Source organism: Kistimonas asteriae (assembly GCF_018263925.1).
Lineage (GTDB): Bacteria > Pseudomonadota > Gammaproteobacteria > Pseudomonadales > Endozoicomonadaceae > Kistimonas > Kistimonas asteriae.
Window position 1 is genome coordinate 73,475 of the sequence record NZ_JAEVHF010000020.1, and the last position, 15,107, is coordinate 88,581.

General features: G+C 51.9%; 14 protein-coding genes. 3 read left to right on the forward strand and 11 right to left on the reverse strand.

The window, feature by feature from the left end:
• Nucleotides 1-146: 146 nt before the first annotated feature.
• The 5 genes from KHS78_RS18915 to KHS78_RS18935 form a co-directional block, all read right to left on the reverse strand.
• On the reverse strand, nt 147-935 hold the full coding sequence (locus tag KHS78_RS18915; RefSeq protein ID WP_211830293.1) for a SapC family protein: 789 nt from the start codon (nt 933-935) through the stop codon (nt 147-149).
• 67 nt (nt 936-1,002) lie between these two features.
• Nucleotides 1,003-1,926, reverse strand: a complete 924-nt coding sequence (locus KHS78_RS18920; protein WP_211830317.1) for a radical SAM protein — start codon at nt 1,924-1,926, stop codon at nt 1,003-1,005.
• A 7-nt stretch (nt 1,927-1,933) separates the two neighbouring features.
• Nucleotides 1,934-2,827, reverse strand: a complete 894-nt coding sequence (locus KHS78_RS18925) for a hypothetical protein (protein ID WP_211830294.1) — start codon at nt 2,825-2,827, stop codon at nt 1,934-1,936.
• Nucleotide 2,828: 1 nt separating this feature from the next.
• A complete protein-coding gene (locus KHS78_RS18930; protein ID WP_211830296.1) occupies nt 2,829-3,635 on the reverse strand; it encodes a hypothetical protein in 807 nt (268 codons plus the stop codon).
• Complete coding sequence (locus KHS78_RS18935; RefSeq protein ID WP_211830297.1) at nt 3,635-5,056, reverse strand: TolC family outer membrane protein; 1,422 nt, start codon at nt 5,054-5,056, stop codon at nt 3,635-3,637. The genes KHS78_RS18930 and KHS78_RS18935 overlap by 1 nt, the downstream gene beginning before the upstream one ends.
• 502 nt (nt 5,057-5,558) lie before the next feature.
• Here KHS78_RS18935 and rimO point away from each other — a divergent pair.
• The 3 genes from rimO (at nt 5,559) to KHS78_RS18950 (ending at nt 8,268) form a co-directional block, all read left to right on the forward strand.
• The gene (gene rimO, locus KHS78_RS18940) at nt 5,559-6,896 is read left to right on the forward strand and encodes a 30S ribosomal protein S12 methylthiotransferase RimO (protein ID WP_211830299.1); all 1,338 of its coding nucleotides are present in this window, start codon (nt 5,559-5,561) and stop codon (nt 6,894-6,896) included.
• 201 nt (nt 6,897-7,097) lie between these two features.
• The gene (locus KHS78_RS18945; RefSeq protein WP_211830301.1) at nt 7,098-7,349 is read left to right on the forward strand and encodes a HigA family addiction module antitoxin; all 252 of its coding nucleotides are present in this window, start codon (nt 7,098-7,100) and stop codon (nt 7,347-7,349) included.
• 172 nt (nt 7,350-7,521) lie between these two features.
• Complete coding sequence (locus KHS78_RS18950; protein ID WP_211830303.1) at nt 7,522-8,268, forward strand: hypothetical protein; 747 nt, start codon at nt 7,522-7,524, stop codon at nt 8,266-8,268.
• Nucleotides 8,269-8,424: 156 nt separating this feature from the next.
• On the opposite strand, the gene gcvP is transcribed toward KHS78_RS18950, so the two are convergent.
• The 6 genes from gcvP to KHS78_RS18975 form a co-directional block, all read right to left on the reverse strand.
• Entirely contained in the window at nt 8,425-11,319 is a 2,895-nt protein-coding gene (gcvP, locus tag KHS78_RS18955) for an aminomethyl-transferring glycine dehydrogenase (protein ID WP_211830305.1), read from the reverse strand.
• A 77-nt stretch (nt 11,320-11,396) separates the two neighbouring features.
• On the reverse strand, nt 11,397-11,522 hold the full coding sequence (locus KHS78_RS22510; RefSeq protein ID WP_281417109.1) for a hypothetical protein: 126 nt from the start codon (nt 11,520-11,522) through the stop codon (nt 11,397-11,399).
• A 17-nt stretch (nt 11,523-11,539) separates the two neighbouring features.
• The gene (gene gcvH, locus KHS78_RS18960; RefSeq protein ID WP_211830307.1) at nt 11,540-11,932 is read right to left on the reverse strand and encodes a glycine cleavage system protein GcvH; all 393 of its coding nucleotides are present in this window, start codon (nt 11,930-11,932) and stop codon (nt 11,540-11,542) included.
• Nucleotides 11,933-11,985: 53 nt separating this feature from the next.
• Nucleotides 11,986-13,071 carry a glycine cleavage system aminomethyltransferase GcvT gene (gcvT, locus tag KHS78_RS18965; RefSeq protein WP_211830309.1) on the reverse strand — a complete coding sequence of 362 codons (1,086 nt, stop codon included), beginning with the start codon at nt 13,069-13,071 and terminating at the stop codon, nt 11,986-11,988.
• Between the two features lie 251 nt (nt 13,072-13,322).
• Nucleotides 13,323-14,447, reverse strand: a complete 1,125-nt coding sequence (locus tag KHS78_RS18970; protein ID WP_211830311.1) for a hypothetical protein — start codon at nt 14,445-14,447, stop codon at nt 13,323-13,325.
• A gap of 50 nt (nt 14,448-14,497) precedes the next feature.
• Complete coding sequence (locus tag KHS78_RS18975; protein ID WP_211830313.1) at nt 14,498-15,007, reverse strand: hypothetical protein; 510 nt, start codon at nt 15,005-15,007, stop codon at nt 14,498-14,500.
• Nucleotides 15,008-15,107 lie beyond the last annotated feature (100 nt).

Genomic DNA, 15,107 nt, shown 5'->3' on the forward strand with positions numbered 1-15,107 from the left:
TGCAACACCGTGACGGCCTTGATCGGTACTACCACTCAGTAGTGCGTCTACAGCCTTTATTCTCATAGCCCCGACACGTCAGCGAGCGGCCGGAGCCGCTCACCATTCTGGGGCAAAAATACGCACCTTCATGGTGCGCTTTTCTCTTACTGCAATGTCACTTCTTCTTCCGGCGCAGCGGCTTCTTCCTTAGATGCCGCTGGCTCTGATGCTTCAGCACCCGCCACTTTCTCCAGCATGCTGGTGAAGTTGCGCATGGACTGGAGATGGATATAGATCAGTTCCAGTGCATCGGTCTTCGCCAGATCCGCCAGCTGTTCACCGGTCAGAGACTTCAGTTTTTCACGGTTAACCGCCATGAAGCCGGTCAGGGTCAGCTTCTCGCCATCCGGCTGGGTAAACTGGGCGCCCATCGGTTCCAGCAGATCCAGCTCTTTCAGCTTGCTGCAGAAGTTCCGGGTACGATTAAAGTGCACCTGGTACTCCTTCAGGAAGGCCAACACATTGTCGAGGTATTGGGTCTTCTCACCTTCCGCATCAAACAGCCGCTCGCCAACACCCTCCTGATTACAGCCAGTGTAGGTCTCATCAATGCAAAGGGTGAAGTTAGCGCCATCATCCGAGCTGGAGAAAACAAACGGATAGCGGCGCAGGAAGGCTGGCACGTAACGGGAAGTCATTTGACCTTCGTCGTTCAGATACAGGTTTTCCTGCTCCCTGACACCCAGAATCACCACCGGCATAATCTGATCATCATTCCCCGTAAAAACGACGGCCATTTCACTGGCAGCATTGGGGAATTCCACAGCCATCAGGGGCACCGAGTTTACATCCCTGGCAAACTCAAAGTCAGTCACCTGCTTGATCGCCCAGTCACGATGACGCTGGCTGGAGACCGGCTGGACCTGGCTGTAAATCAGTAATTGCTTTGCCATGTTTTTTATACCTCTTTCCTGCTCTTTCCCTGTGGGGCGTTCCATTGTCGTCAAACCATTGCGTCGATCAGCTGCACAGGCGCAAGACCTGTGACGGCACAACCGGCTGCAATAACTGTTCTTCCCATCCGTATTTACGGACATACGCGGTATTCAGACCAAGGCATTGCTCAGACTGACACTGGTCACGATACGCACACTGGTGAAAACCATTGCGCATGAATTCCGTCCAGAAAGCCGGATCGATATGCAGTTCCGGCTGATCGTTCATCAATACATCCACCAGTTCACCCAGCAGACATTCGGGGAAATTCTTGACTTCTACCACCCGGCCCAATGCCTTGGCTCTGATGACGGCTTCACGAAGAAAAGGCAGCACCGTGTTGTGAGGTACCAGTAAATCCTTTTCATCAGTTTCCTGCATTGGCCAATAGGACCAGAATTCCATTTGCTCGAGTCGCTTGAGATGCGCAAGCCTTTCCACCAGATCGGGTAATAGTTGATAACTGCTGGCGGTAACTACCGTGTTTGTCAGCAGTGAAACCCCTTCAATCGCATCCAGATACTCCAGCCCCTGCATCATGCGATCGAAAGCGCCCTGGACACCGGTAATATGGTCATGACTCCAGGCATCGGAGCCGGCGACACTGACAAAGTATTCATCCACACCCGCGTCCAGCAGACGGTCACAGTAACTTTTCTGGTGCAGGTGCATACCGTGCGTCTGAATCCGGACATGCTGAAAACCTGCTGCTTTGGCCTGGCTGGCCAATTCAGGCAGATCTCGACGAAGGGTAATTTCAGAACCGGTCAGGATCAGCCCTTTCCACTGCTGATGTTCACGGTTATGGGCAAGAATCTCATTGAAGCGTTCAAGGGTTTGCGGGACGAGACGATCCATGGTGCCCTCGATCATGCAATGCTCGCACTTGAGATTGCACCGGAACTCCATGGTGACAGAGACGTAGTCGTTATTGTTAAATCGTCCCATACTCACGTCAGAACACCCCGTAGTATGCGCTTTTGGTGATGTTTATCGTGCCTTCAACCATCGTATAGTCAAAGCCCACATCAAACAACAAGTGTTCCAAACGATCACGGTTCTTTTCAACATACGCGACATGCGCTGCCGGAAAATGGGTTTTCCTGAGGAAAAACAGCAGCTGGTCAACGGTTACCCGGGAAAAATATATACCTTCACATAGTCGCTTGTTGGCGACGACAATCGTCTGGCAATCCACCAGCTCAGGCCAGAGCACGTCATCAGGATTGAGTGAATCCAGGCTAAGATGCGCAGAACAGGCCATCTTAGCCAAAATGTCATCCTGCTCGTTCCTTGCATCAAAAAAACTGTAGAGATTATCAAAGATCAAACCGTCAGCCGTCAGCGAGTAACTCAACCCCGAAGAGACATTGCTACCAGCATTGCCCATATAAATATTGATTGAATCCAGCGAACGCAGGTTGTGTCCTGTTTCAGGTTCAAGATTCAGGGAAAACATAAAATACGGACTGTTTTCATTGACGGCCAGATCGCAGGACAACCAGGGCGACAACACATCAATCAGCCGTGACGCCGAGACCCGTCGCTGCAGACGCTCATAATCGTAAAAATAGAGTTCCCAACTAAATCCTTTTTCTGACTGCTTGATACCCCAAACCGTCTGAAAATCGCCAACCGCGTCACGAATCGCCTGACAAATATCGACCAGTTGCTCTGCGCCTGCCTGTTGAAACGATGCATGGAGCAAATTGATCGAACGGAGCTTACCCGACTGGCTGCAACGGGGCTCATAAGGCCAGAGACAATAATCCAGACAGGGATCATTCGATTCGGCCCATTCAATCTCAGGCCGGCTAACGGTACAGGTTCGATCCAGGGCAACTGACATACTAACGCCCCTCTATACCGAAGTAGACAGTGGCAAATGGTCGTCCATCACGGGCAATGCCGCTGGAAAGATGACCGAGTGGCTGTCCTGTATTGTTATCCAACCAGCGTGCGACTTTCCCTGGTTCAATCCGGAAAGCTTCAGCCAGTTGTTCCAGCAAATGACGAATATCGCCCAGGATCATGTCCGTGTCATACAGATTGATATCAAAGGATTTGCGTGGATTGCCCGGCTCATTCACTTCCAGGCACATCAATTCTTCTGCAGGCAGTCGCTCTGCAGTCAACATCAGAACCTGCTGAAGAAAAGACGATAACACCTGATAGTGTTCATCAGCACTTGTGGAAACTTCATCGATCCAGTGTCCCAGCTCACTTTCAGGGTTTAACCAGTACTGTGTGATTGCATGGCGCTGCGGCTTTTCGACATTCCACTTCAACGCTTTATGCACGAGCAATGGTGACTTGATTTGACCGGTTTCCATCGCGGCCCGAACCGTCGAGGCAAACTCCACATACAATTTGCACAGTCTTGCGTCAGCTTCCGCCTCAAAGCCAAGGTGGACAATATCCGCCTCCGGCAGCAACGCTAAAACAGATGCGAGCACATCGGCCGGTGCATTCAACTGCTGACAGAGGGTTTCCAACTTGTGCTCCGGGCGCTTCCCCAGGGACGCCTTATGCACGGTCATCAGGAATCGGTCATCCAGCATCTGACTTTCACAAAACTTTACCGAACGCTCAAAGCCATAGGGGGCTCCAAGCGCCTCAGCAAAGGTCGCCAGTATTGCCGATTCCGGATACTGCATCAGTCAGCCTGTCCAGCTACAGCCAGAGTCGTAGTACGGCTGTAGGCAGAGAGATGGGCTGAGCCCGACTGAGCATCCGCCAGCAGGCCATTCACCTGCGTCAGATCCGCTTCGGACAAAACGCCTACGGAGCGCTTGAGCCGCAATGTATTCAGGATGTAACCATAACGCGCCCTGGCGTACTCACTCCGGGCAAAGAACAGGTCCCGCTCAGCATCCAGAACAGACAAACTGGTCGTCAGACCTGAAGAGAAACCCACGCGCTTGGCCTCAACCGCCAACTCATAGGACTCAACCGACTTGGCCAACGATTCGACCTTGGCAATATCGGTGAGAATGCCGTCATAGGATGACAGCGTCTGACGTTTGATCGCACGCTGCTCAAGCTCAAGCTCCTGCATCGTCCGACTGAGCAGATCGGTTGCCGCACGAACCCTGGACGACACCAGGCCACCCGAGTAGATCGGAATATTCAATGAAACGGTCGCAGCCGTGGTCGTTACTTCACTACCGCCACCATAGAGTGAACCCTGGGTATCGTTATTGTTGTAACTGATATCAAGATCCAGCGTGGGATAATGGCCACCTTTAAGGCTTTTCACTTCTTCTCGGGCAGCTTCTACAGCATTCGTCCGAATCTTCAGCTCCGGGTTATATTCCAGCGCAGTACTGAGCCATTCATCGGGACTCGCAGGCTCTGGCGATGCCATCGGAACCGACGCTTTCAACAACGCCAGCGATGCGGGTGTATTCCCGGTCAACTCACTGACCATTTCAAGACTGTCTTTCAGGCGCGTACGAATTTCCAGTGCACGGGCTTTCGTCTGCAGGTAGCGGGCCTGGGCATCCAGAAAATCCGTCTCACGAGCCAAGCCGTCTTTGCGTTTGGCCTCGATCAGCTCGAAATGCTGCTTGACGGCTTTTTCTTCCGCCGCGATATACGTGTTTTCTTCATGGACGGCGAGCGCGGCAAAATAGGCTTCAGCAGTTCTTAAAAGAAGATCCTGCTCAAGCGCCGCCAACTCACCTTGGTATCGCTCACTTAGAGCTTCCGCCTGACGCAGTCTCGCCCAGTTGCTGTAGCTATAAATGGACTGTGAGATGGAGAGAGTATAATCATCGATCGGATAACTAGTAGAGCCAAAACCAAAGACATCGTTATCCGAGCTTTTGATATCCTGCTTGTTTTCCGTGCGGAACATGTTAAACGATACAGTAGGCAAGAGGCTCGAACGTGCCTGAATGTAACCTTCCACATCCGCACTGAACTGGTGGATACCCGCGAGGTAGATCGGATCATTACTCTGCGCCTGCTGGTAGATATCCGACAGGTCTTCAGCCTGGGCGACCCCGGCACCTGCCAGCAACAGACCCGCAACCCGAATCGCCCGTGTGGTTTTTCGCCATCTGGCATTGTTCATTGTGCCAATCACTCCCTTTGCCGGCGGCAAAATCATTTTTATTTTATGTGACACTGTTATCAATTTTTGATAATTCTACGCGCTATTGATTTTAAGGCGCAAATCTAATTGCCTTAACCCTATACAAAGAAAGGTTAAATAACACGCTGATACTCTTAACGTTTTTATTCCTGAACAAGCATTCAATTAAATCGTTCTATTTCTGCACTCTATTGATGCAGTTTGGCAGAATAATGTGACATCGTGATGAATCAATGGCCGAATAATTCTAAGTTTGATTGACTTCCATCATTAGACGTCTATTACCGTTTATTTAACGAGTTTATTTCCCTGTAAATACCTGACGCTGGCAATACCCCGATATCCCATTACATGACAACGTACATTTCGCGCTTTGGCTCCCTCGCTCACTGGTTTAGAATGCGCGGTTTTTATTCGCCATCATTACCGTGAAGGATCCTGCCGATCCGGTGGCTGCTTAGTACAAGAGAGGCTGTTTTTCATGTCCACAGAATCCCCGAAGGTCGGTTTCGTCAGCCTGGGCTGCCCAAAAGCTCTGGTCGACTCTGAACGCATCCTGACCCAACTGAAGCTGGACGGCTATGACGTCGTCAACAGCTACGAAGGCGCCGACGTGGTGGTGGTCAACACCTGTGGATTCATTGATGACGCCAAGCAGGAGTCTCTGGATGCCATCGGCGAAGCCATCAAGGAAAACGGCAAGGTTATTGTCACCGGCTGCATGGGCAAGGATGAAAACAGCATCCGCTCTGTGCATCCGGGCGTACTCAGTGTCACCGGCCCGCACGCCTATGAAGACGTCGTCGGCGCCGTGCATGAGTGGGTACCCCCATCAAAAGAACACAATCCTTTTGTTGATCTGGTACCGCCTCAGGGCATCAAGCTGACACCACGTCACTATGCTTACCTGAAAATATCCGAAGGCTGTAACCACAGCTGCAGTTTTTGCATTATTCCGGACCTGCGCGGCAAACTCGTCAGCCGTCCTTCCGGCGATGTATTGGAAGAAGCCGAGCGCCTGGTCGATGCTGGCACCCGGGAGCTGCTGGTCGTTTCCCAGGACACCAGCGCCTACGGCGTTGACCTGAAGTACCGCACCCACTTCTGGCAAGGGCAACCGGTCAAGACCCGACTGAAAGAACTGGCCACCGAGCTGGGTCGCCTTGGCGCCTGGGTACGCCTGCATTATGTCTACCCTTATCCGAATGTGGATGACCTGATCCCGCTGATGGCAGAAGGCCTTGTACTGCCTTATCTGGACATTCCGCTGCAGCACGCCAGCCAGCAGACACTCAAAGCCATGAAGCGCCCGGCCCATACCGAGAATACACTGGCTCGTATCCAGAACTGGCGGAAAATTTGTCCGGAAATCGCCCTGCGCTCCAGCTTTATCGTGGGCTTCCCCGGCGAAACCGAAGACGACTTCCAGCAACTGCTTAACTTCCTGGAAGACGCGCGACTGGAACGCGTCGGATGCTTCAAGTATTCCGCTGTGGATGGTGCCCGCGCCAATGCACTGCCCGGCGCAGTGCCGGAAGAAGTCAAAGAAGAACGCTGGGAACGCCTGATGGAAGTCCAGCAACGCATCAGCGCCGAAAAGTTGCAGGAAAAAGTCGGGCGCCAGATGCAGGTACTGGTTGATGGCACCAATGAAGACGGCGATGTCTTTGGTCGCACGTATGCCGATGCGCCGGATATTGATGGTGTTGTCTGGCTGGAGAACGGTCAGGGCCTGCAGCCCGGCGACCTGACGGATGTGGAAATCTTTGAGGCCGATGAGTATGACCTTTACGCCCGTCCGGCTCCAAGAGACGAATAATACTCAACGCCGAAAATACTGAACCTTTCCTACCGGGATTCCCGCTCAAGCGTGAATCCCTACCCCTAAAAAAACGTCAATGGTTATCTATCTTTTTAAGACGACCCAGTTATGAGCAGCATATTACTTATGACTGCAAACTATTGTCAGAAGCCATGCCCTTCCTCATATACTGAATAATGAACATGGAGGGAACCATTAATGACAATAAAAGACCATCCGCATCCGGGCTTGATTTTGTCCAGATTCCTCGCTCGACGTTATATCACCGTAGGCGATCTCTGTACCCAGATGGACATCCAGTCCAATCATATTGAAAGCGTATTACATGGGCGAAGGCGAATGGGCGCCCTGTTTGCTCACCGGCTCTGCCAGGTGATCGGTGGAAAACCTCAGATCTGGATGAGACTGCAAAAACGTTACGACAAGACCCGGCCAAACCCTTTACCCTGATTATTTACATTCATAAAGGTGGCCTTCCAGCCACCTTTTTGCCTCGCTAACCTATTTCCCTTTGTTATAACAAAAAACACTAACAATTAAGCCAAAGGTATTAGTTACCCTCTGGAACCCTCATGTTAATTTGATAACAACCAAAATAAAAACAACATAAATGAGGAACCCAATGAAGGTATTTAAACGTTTATCTAATTATTTCAAACACAAGCCATCATGTACGGCAAAGCCCAGCCGTTATACTAAAAGTAAAACGGGCTGCCGTTATTGCCAGCAGGCAGGTGTTATTCAATATACGTATTGGCCGGTAGCAACCCAAACCGTCTCGTGCCGTACCCTTTCAATGTATCCAGCTGTCCCGGCATCTCCAACATGCTACGTATCGCCAGGCGCCAGTGTCATTTTTAGCAATGGACAATGGGTTCACAATCAATCGAGCCGCCCCGTCTATGCCACACAGGTTATGCCCTATACCAGCTATGCAAGACCAGCATCGCCCCCTATGCGCAGGCAACCTGATCGAACACCCCGGTCAATACCAAAGCCACCGCCGCCACCTTTAACCACAAGTGAATCCAGCCACTCTCTCAGGCCAACTCGTGGCCACAGAATCATGCCACCAGCGACTCGCCTGGATGCGATAACCTTGCCAACGCTGTCAAAAGAAGAGCAGGATTTCATCGATATACTGAATGATTATGTGGCCTTTCATAATGCCAAAGACGGAAAAACCGGCAACCATCATCCTCTCAAACATATTGAGAAACCAACCAGAAAAAATGATGATCAAATCGTTCAGTTTATTGCACAAATAAAACAGGCGCTCCTGCATTACAAAACGACGATACAATCCACCGGGCTCAATAGTTACGCTTATGATTCACTATGCAGACAGTTAATCAACAAGTATCGATAACTTCATTTAATTGAATGACAACCTGTTAATAAAAAATGGTAGATGACCACTGTCATTTAATCTCAAAGAATAAAAAACCTCAGCAATCAAACCATTCAACCGGCTTGATCACTGAGGCATTTTGACAACAACCTGTCAATCAACAGGCTTTACTTATCACTCCTGATAACTCTCCACCGGCGGGCAGCTGCACATCAGGTGACGATCACCATAGACGTTATCGACACGGTTGACCGACGGCCAGAACTTGCTGCGTGCAACACTCGGTACCGGATAAGCCGCTTCTTCACGGGTGTAGGGGCGATCCCACTCGTTATCCAGAATATCCGCCAGTGTGTGCGGCGCTCTCACCAGCATGTTGTTTTCAGCATCCAGCTCGCCGTTTTCCACCCGGGCGATCTCGTGACGGATCTGCGCCATGGCTTCGATGAAACGATCCAGCTCGGCCCTGGATTCACTTTCCGTCGGCTCGATCATCAGCGTACCCGCGACCGGGAAGCTCATGGTCGGTGCATGGAAACCGAAATCCATCAGACGCTTGGCGATATCTTCCTCGGTGATGCCACTGGCGGCCTTGAGTGGACGGATATCGATGATGCACTCATGCGCCACACGACCGTTGCGGCCGGTGTACAAAACCGGATAGTACTCGGCCAGTTTCTTCGCCAGGTAGTTGGCATTCATCAGGGCAACAGCGGTGGACTTGCGGATACCTTCGCTGCCCATCATGCGGATATACGCCCACGGAATCGGCAGGATGGACACAGAGCCCCAGGGCGCGGCGCTGATCGCTGTGCTTTCCGGGTTGGGGCCGTCCAGCTTGACGACGCTGTGGTTGGCAACAAACGGAATCAGGTGTTTCTTGATACCGATCGGTCCCATACCCGGGCCACCGCCACCGTGCGGAATGCACAGGGTCTTGTGCAGGTTCCAGTGAGACACATCCGCACCGATTTCCGCCGGCTTGGATACACCGACCTGGCCATTCATGTTGGCGCCATCCATGTACACCTGACCACCGTTGGCGTGGATGATGTCACAGATTTCCCGGATACCTTCCTCGTACACACCGTGGGTGGACGGATAGGTGATCATCAGCGCAGCCAGCTGATCCTTCATGTCTTCGGCTTTCTGCTTGAGATCAGCCACGTCAACGTTGCCATTCTCATCACACGCCGTAACCACAACCTTCATACCCGCCATCGCCGCAGATGCAGGGTTGGTACCGTGCGCAGAAGCAGGAATCAGGCAGACATTACGGTGTCCTTCGCCACGGCTCTCAAGGTAATTGCGGATTGCCATCAGGCCCGCATATTCACCCTGGGCACCGGAGTTCGGCTGCATGCTCACCGCATCAAAACCCGTGATGATCTTCAGATAATCTTCCAGTTCACGAATCATCTGGCGGGTGCCTTCCGATTGGGCGACGGGAACAAATGGGTGCATACGCCCCAGCTCAGGCCAGGTCACCGGCAGCATTTCGGTGGTGGCGTTAAGCTTCATGGTGCAGGAACCCAGCGGAATCATGGAATGATTCAGGGCCAGGTCGCGGTCTTCCAGACGCTTGATGTAGCGCAGCATCTCGGTTTCAGAGTGGTAGCTGTTGAAGACCGGGTGGGTCAGGATGGCATCATCACGCACCAGCTCCGCAGGAATAGAAGCAGTCCCTTTTGATGTGATCTGGCTATCCAGCGTATCAACGCTCAGGCCATGGCCATCACCCAGCACGATATCCCACAGGCAGACGATATCGTCACGGGTGGTGCACTCATCCAGGCTGATACTGACGCGGTTGTCATCAAAGACCCGCAGGTTAACCTGACGGGCGTCGGCACGCGCCAGAACGGCCGCTTTGTCTTTCACTTGCAGGGTGATGGTGTCAAACCAGGTGTCGTTCTGCAGGGTGACGCCCTTGGTTTTTAGACCGGCTGCAAGAATATCCGTCAGCCGGTGAATACGGCTCGCAATATTCTTCAGCCCTTCCGGACCATGGTAAACCGCGTAGAAGGACGCCATATTGGCCAGCAGCACCTGGGCAGTACAGATGTTACTGGTCGCTTTCTCACGACGGATGTGTTGCTCACGGGTCTGCATGGCGAGGCGGTAGCCCTTGTTGCCACGCTGGTCGATGGACACACCAATCACACGACCCGGCAGGGAACGCTTGTGCTTTTCACTGGTTGCGAAGAAAGCCGCATGGGGACCACCGTAACCCAAGGGAACACCGAAGCGCTGGGCGCTGCCCAGTACCGCATCAGCCCCCAGTGAACCGGGTGATTTCAACAGAATCAGGCTCATGATGTCGGCTACCACAGAGACAATGCATTTTTGTCCCTGCAGTTCAGCAATCAGGCTCTGGGGATTACCGATCTGGCCATAGGTGTCGGAGTAAGCAATCAGCGCACCAAAGCTGTCGTGATTCACGGCATCGGCAGCAGGCCCGACCATCACGTCCACATCAAAGCCCTTGGCACGGGTTTTCACCACGTCAATGGTTTGCGGATGGCAGTTTTCATCGATATAGAACAGGTTGCTCTTCTTGTTCTTCGACACACGGCGGGCCAAGCCGAGCGCTTCACCGGCCGCCGTACCTTCATCCAGCAGTGAGGCGCTGGCCAAATCCAGACCGGTCAGGTCCATGGTCAGCTGCTGGAAATTGACCAGCGCTTCCAGACGGCCCTGGGCAATTTCCGGCTGATAAGGCGTGTAAGCGGTATACCAGCCCGGATTCTCGAAGACATTACGAAGGATGACGGTCGGCGTCAGCGTATCGTGGTAGCCCATGCCGATGAAGCTGCGATACAGCTTGTTCTTCGCCAGCATCGCTTTTAGATAGGCCAGGGTTTCCGTTTCCGTATGGGCTTCTCCCACAGCGGGCGGCTCGGCCTGCAGAATGCTGCCGGGTATCGTGTTGTCGAGCAGCTCCTCCAGGGAACCCAGGCCGAGCTCGGCCAGCATTTCCACCGTTTCCTGTTCACCTGGACCGATATGACGACGGATAAATTCGTTCTTGTTTTCCAGATCCTTCAGGGACACATGTTCAGCAGTCATTCGCACATTCCAGCCAATAAACCAATGCCATAAATAACAAAGCCCCGACAGTCGTCGAGGCTTTGCATCCCTACCAGTCAATCACTACCATCGCTGATACCGGCCTGCAGCTGCCCTGTGGGCAGACCATCTCTGTCACCGATACTCAACCACCCATCCAACAAACGGGCAGACAGCGCAGGACAGCAAACCGGATTACACATGGTGGCGTACCAGCCTCTTACTCTTCAGACTCACACAGTTCTTTGTAAGCATCCGCATCCATCAGCTCAGACAGCTCGCCTTCGTCTGCCGGCTTCATGCGGAAGAACCAGCCTTCGCCATAAGGCTCGGAATTGACCAGTTCCGGGGCTTCGTCCAGCGCTTCGTTCACCGCTACGACTTCACCTGACAGCGGCGCATACAGGTCAGACGCCGCCTTCACGGACTCAACCACGCCGGATTCATCGCCCGCGCCCACCGTGGAGCCCACTTCCGGCAATTCAACAAACACCACGTCACCGAGCGATGCCTGGGCATGATCGGTTACACCGATGGTGACGGTGCCATCCTCTTCCATGCGGATCCATTCATGCGATGAGACATAGCGCAGTTCAGAAGGAATGCTGCTCATTAATCCAATCCTCTAGCTTTACGTTACCTGACAGAATTCGAGTCACTCAGGTGTCAGTCGAATACTTTCTTACCGTTACGAACAAAACCGGCCTTGATCACCCGGACCGGCAGGGATTTACCACGGACATCCACCACCGCTTCACTGCCGGTGCCGGCGGGCACCCGCGCCATGGCGATGGCATGACCCAGGGTGGGCGAGAAGGTACCGCTGGTGATCACCCCTTCCCCTAAACCTTCCACAATCACTTTCTGACCGGGACGCAGTACACCGCGTTGCTCCAACACCAGACCAACCAGGCGGTCATACTGGCCGTCAGCCTTGATGGCTTCCAGAGCAGAGCGGCCGATAAAATCGCGATCCGCCGGTTCCCAGGCGACACACCAGCCCATATTAGCAGACAGTGGATTGATGCTTTCATCCATGTCAGAACCGTACAGATTCATGCCCGCTTCAAGGCGCAGGGTATCTCGGGCGCCGAGGCCGGCCGGACGCACACCGGCTTCCAGCAATGCTTTCCAGAAGGATTCGGCTTCTTTCTCCGGCACCACGATTTCCAGTCCGTCTTCACCGGTATAACCGGTTCTGGCAATAAACCAGCCTTCGACTTCCTTACCCTGGAATACTTTCAGTTCACGGATCACCTCAGCCTTGGCCGCAGATACCGACAAGGCGGCCTTTTCGCGGGCATTGGGGCCCTGAACGGCGATCATGGCCATTTCCGGACGTTCTTCCAGTGAGACTTCAAAACGAGCCGCCTGTTTGGTCATCCATTCGAGATCTTTTTCACGGGTTGCGCAGTTGACGACAACGCGGTACCAGTCGCCCATGCCATAGACGATCAGGTCATCAATCACCCCACCTTCGGAGTTGAGCATGCCGCTGTAGAGGGCCTTGCCGGGGGTAGTGAGTTTGTCGACATCATTGGCGAGAAGGGTGCGGAGGAAATCCCGGGCATCCTGACCCGAAATATCAATGACCGTCATATGGGAAACATCGAACATGCCGGCGTCCTGACGCACGGCGTGGTGCTCTTCAACCTGAGAGCCGTAATGGAGAGGCATATCCCAGCCGCCGAAATCCACGAGTTTACCGCCGGCCTGCTGATGCGCTTCGTACAGCGCCGTCTTCTTGCCCATGTGCTTGTCGTCCCGATAATAGTGACAGGAAAGCCCTTGTCGGAAAGGGCTGTCGTTCTGCTAGCAACCGTAGTGGGACTGGCATTCTAACCAGATGACCCATAGGGAACAACCGCACAGATCAACGAAATCTGGAAGAATATTTTCTGATTATACCTACATAGATCAATGCTTTTTCCCGCGAACACTCCATTCAACACTGGAAAACCGCTCTGGTGTGAGTATACAGAGCATATGTATCACAGAGACGTTCAGAGACTCTCAAATTCCTTCTGGCTTTTGTTTTTTTTCTCTGGAGACAAGAAAGTTTCACCCGATCTCACTCGTTTCGGCTTTCTCGTTGAGCGTTCCAATTCTCCAGCATTCAAATCTATTGGTAATGATTGATATTCTCCTGATGACACAGAATGATCTGCCCGACGTTTTCTTTTCCCTTTAGCCTGACTGCTCTCCCCTGCAATATTAGAATCATCAGCACTGATAGACCTTTGGACCTGAAATGAAGGAGATCTCAATAGAGGTTGTGCGATTAAAGCTGCACCCTTATGGGCTTCTTTTCCTTCAGCCTGTTGTTTTTCTTCTGATCGCATACTTTTGTCTGCAAAGAAAGGCTGCCTCGGGTAGTTATCATCATGATAGGTAGGTAATGAACGAAACTCTGGCTCTTCCACTTCTAAGAATTCATGAGCAGTACTACTTTCAGACATTAACGGTGAAATAGATTCTGGCTCAACTCTGACATTTGGTAATTCATCATCAGTTCTTATTGACCATTCAGCAATCTTTGGCTGTTGCTCAGAGCGAGCCATTAAATCACTCCCGGATGTACTGGAAATATCCGATGTCTTTGCAGTGGATGTAGACGCCCATTGTCCAGACTGACTCAGCAAGCGGCTAAAAGCAGAAGCCTCTGATTCACCAAAAGTGCTTTGCTCCGACTCTCCCAGCAACCTTGCCCCTGGCCTGACGCTCTCTCCTGAACCCAGATCCAACTTTGAAAAATTGTCTGAAAACACCACAGGTTCAGGAGACATTTGTCTTTGAGCCCCCATTTCACTTTGATTCCACATAACGGCTTCTAACTCTTGTAAAATGTCGTCTTCCTCAGTATCTGAATTTGACAAAGCACTGGAATCTGATGGTTGACGCCATGATTGGATCGATGACTGTAGACCACTCTCGACAACCCGCACATTCTCTGTGAGCGATGTCTCAGCTGGATGCCTTCTCCTCGTTGTAGCCGTCCCAGCAGCTAATAAAGGTGATGGATCGGAAACCACCTTTGGTGAATCTGCTGTACTTGTCGGTACTGTTTGATCGTTATTCCCGGAGCGACTCTTTTGACCACCTGAGGGACTGAATTGACTGGCTTCCACTGGTTTACCTACCTTTCCTTTACAACTTGATTAATTTGACACTAATAGATTCAGAATCTCTCAATTTCAGTCAGATTTTGTTGTTCAACAGTATCTGGCGTAGCTGTCTCTTTCGGGATAGAGGTCGCCATAATGGGTTTTGGCTGTACTGCATTAGCTTTTACTGAATTCTTCTCATTCGACGAGGCTTTCCCATTTGTCTCTATCGATTCAAGGTCAATATCATCTTCAGAAGAAAAACGTAAACATTTTGCAACTGGCTTTTTTCCTCCATTATTTTCTGCTGCGTCTTCACTGTTAGAGGAGGAACTACTTAATACCCGCTTTCTATTCATACGTGGAGCAGCTGAAAAATCCATATCTGCATGTTGATCCAGAGCGTTTGATAGTTGAGCTATATCGCTATTACCTGCTTGACTACACGCCCTTCCCATCCTATCAAATACCTGAGCAGGCTCATCTTGTTCGGTTTGCTGGATTCGCCCTGATAACGGCGAGGCCTCCCTACTAATCCCTTCCACAATCACCTCACTGGCTCTGTTCACATTAAGTGTTGTCATCTCTGACTATACTGTTTCGTGCGTCTATTCCACTCGGCATTTGAGAGGTGAGACATGCAGCAGCAATCATTTGACGACATCCTGAAATCCATTCCTCTGA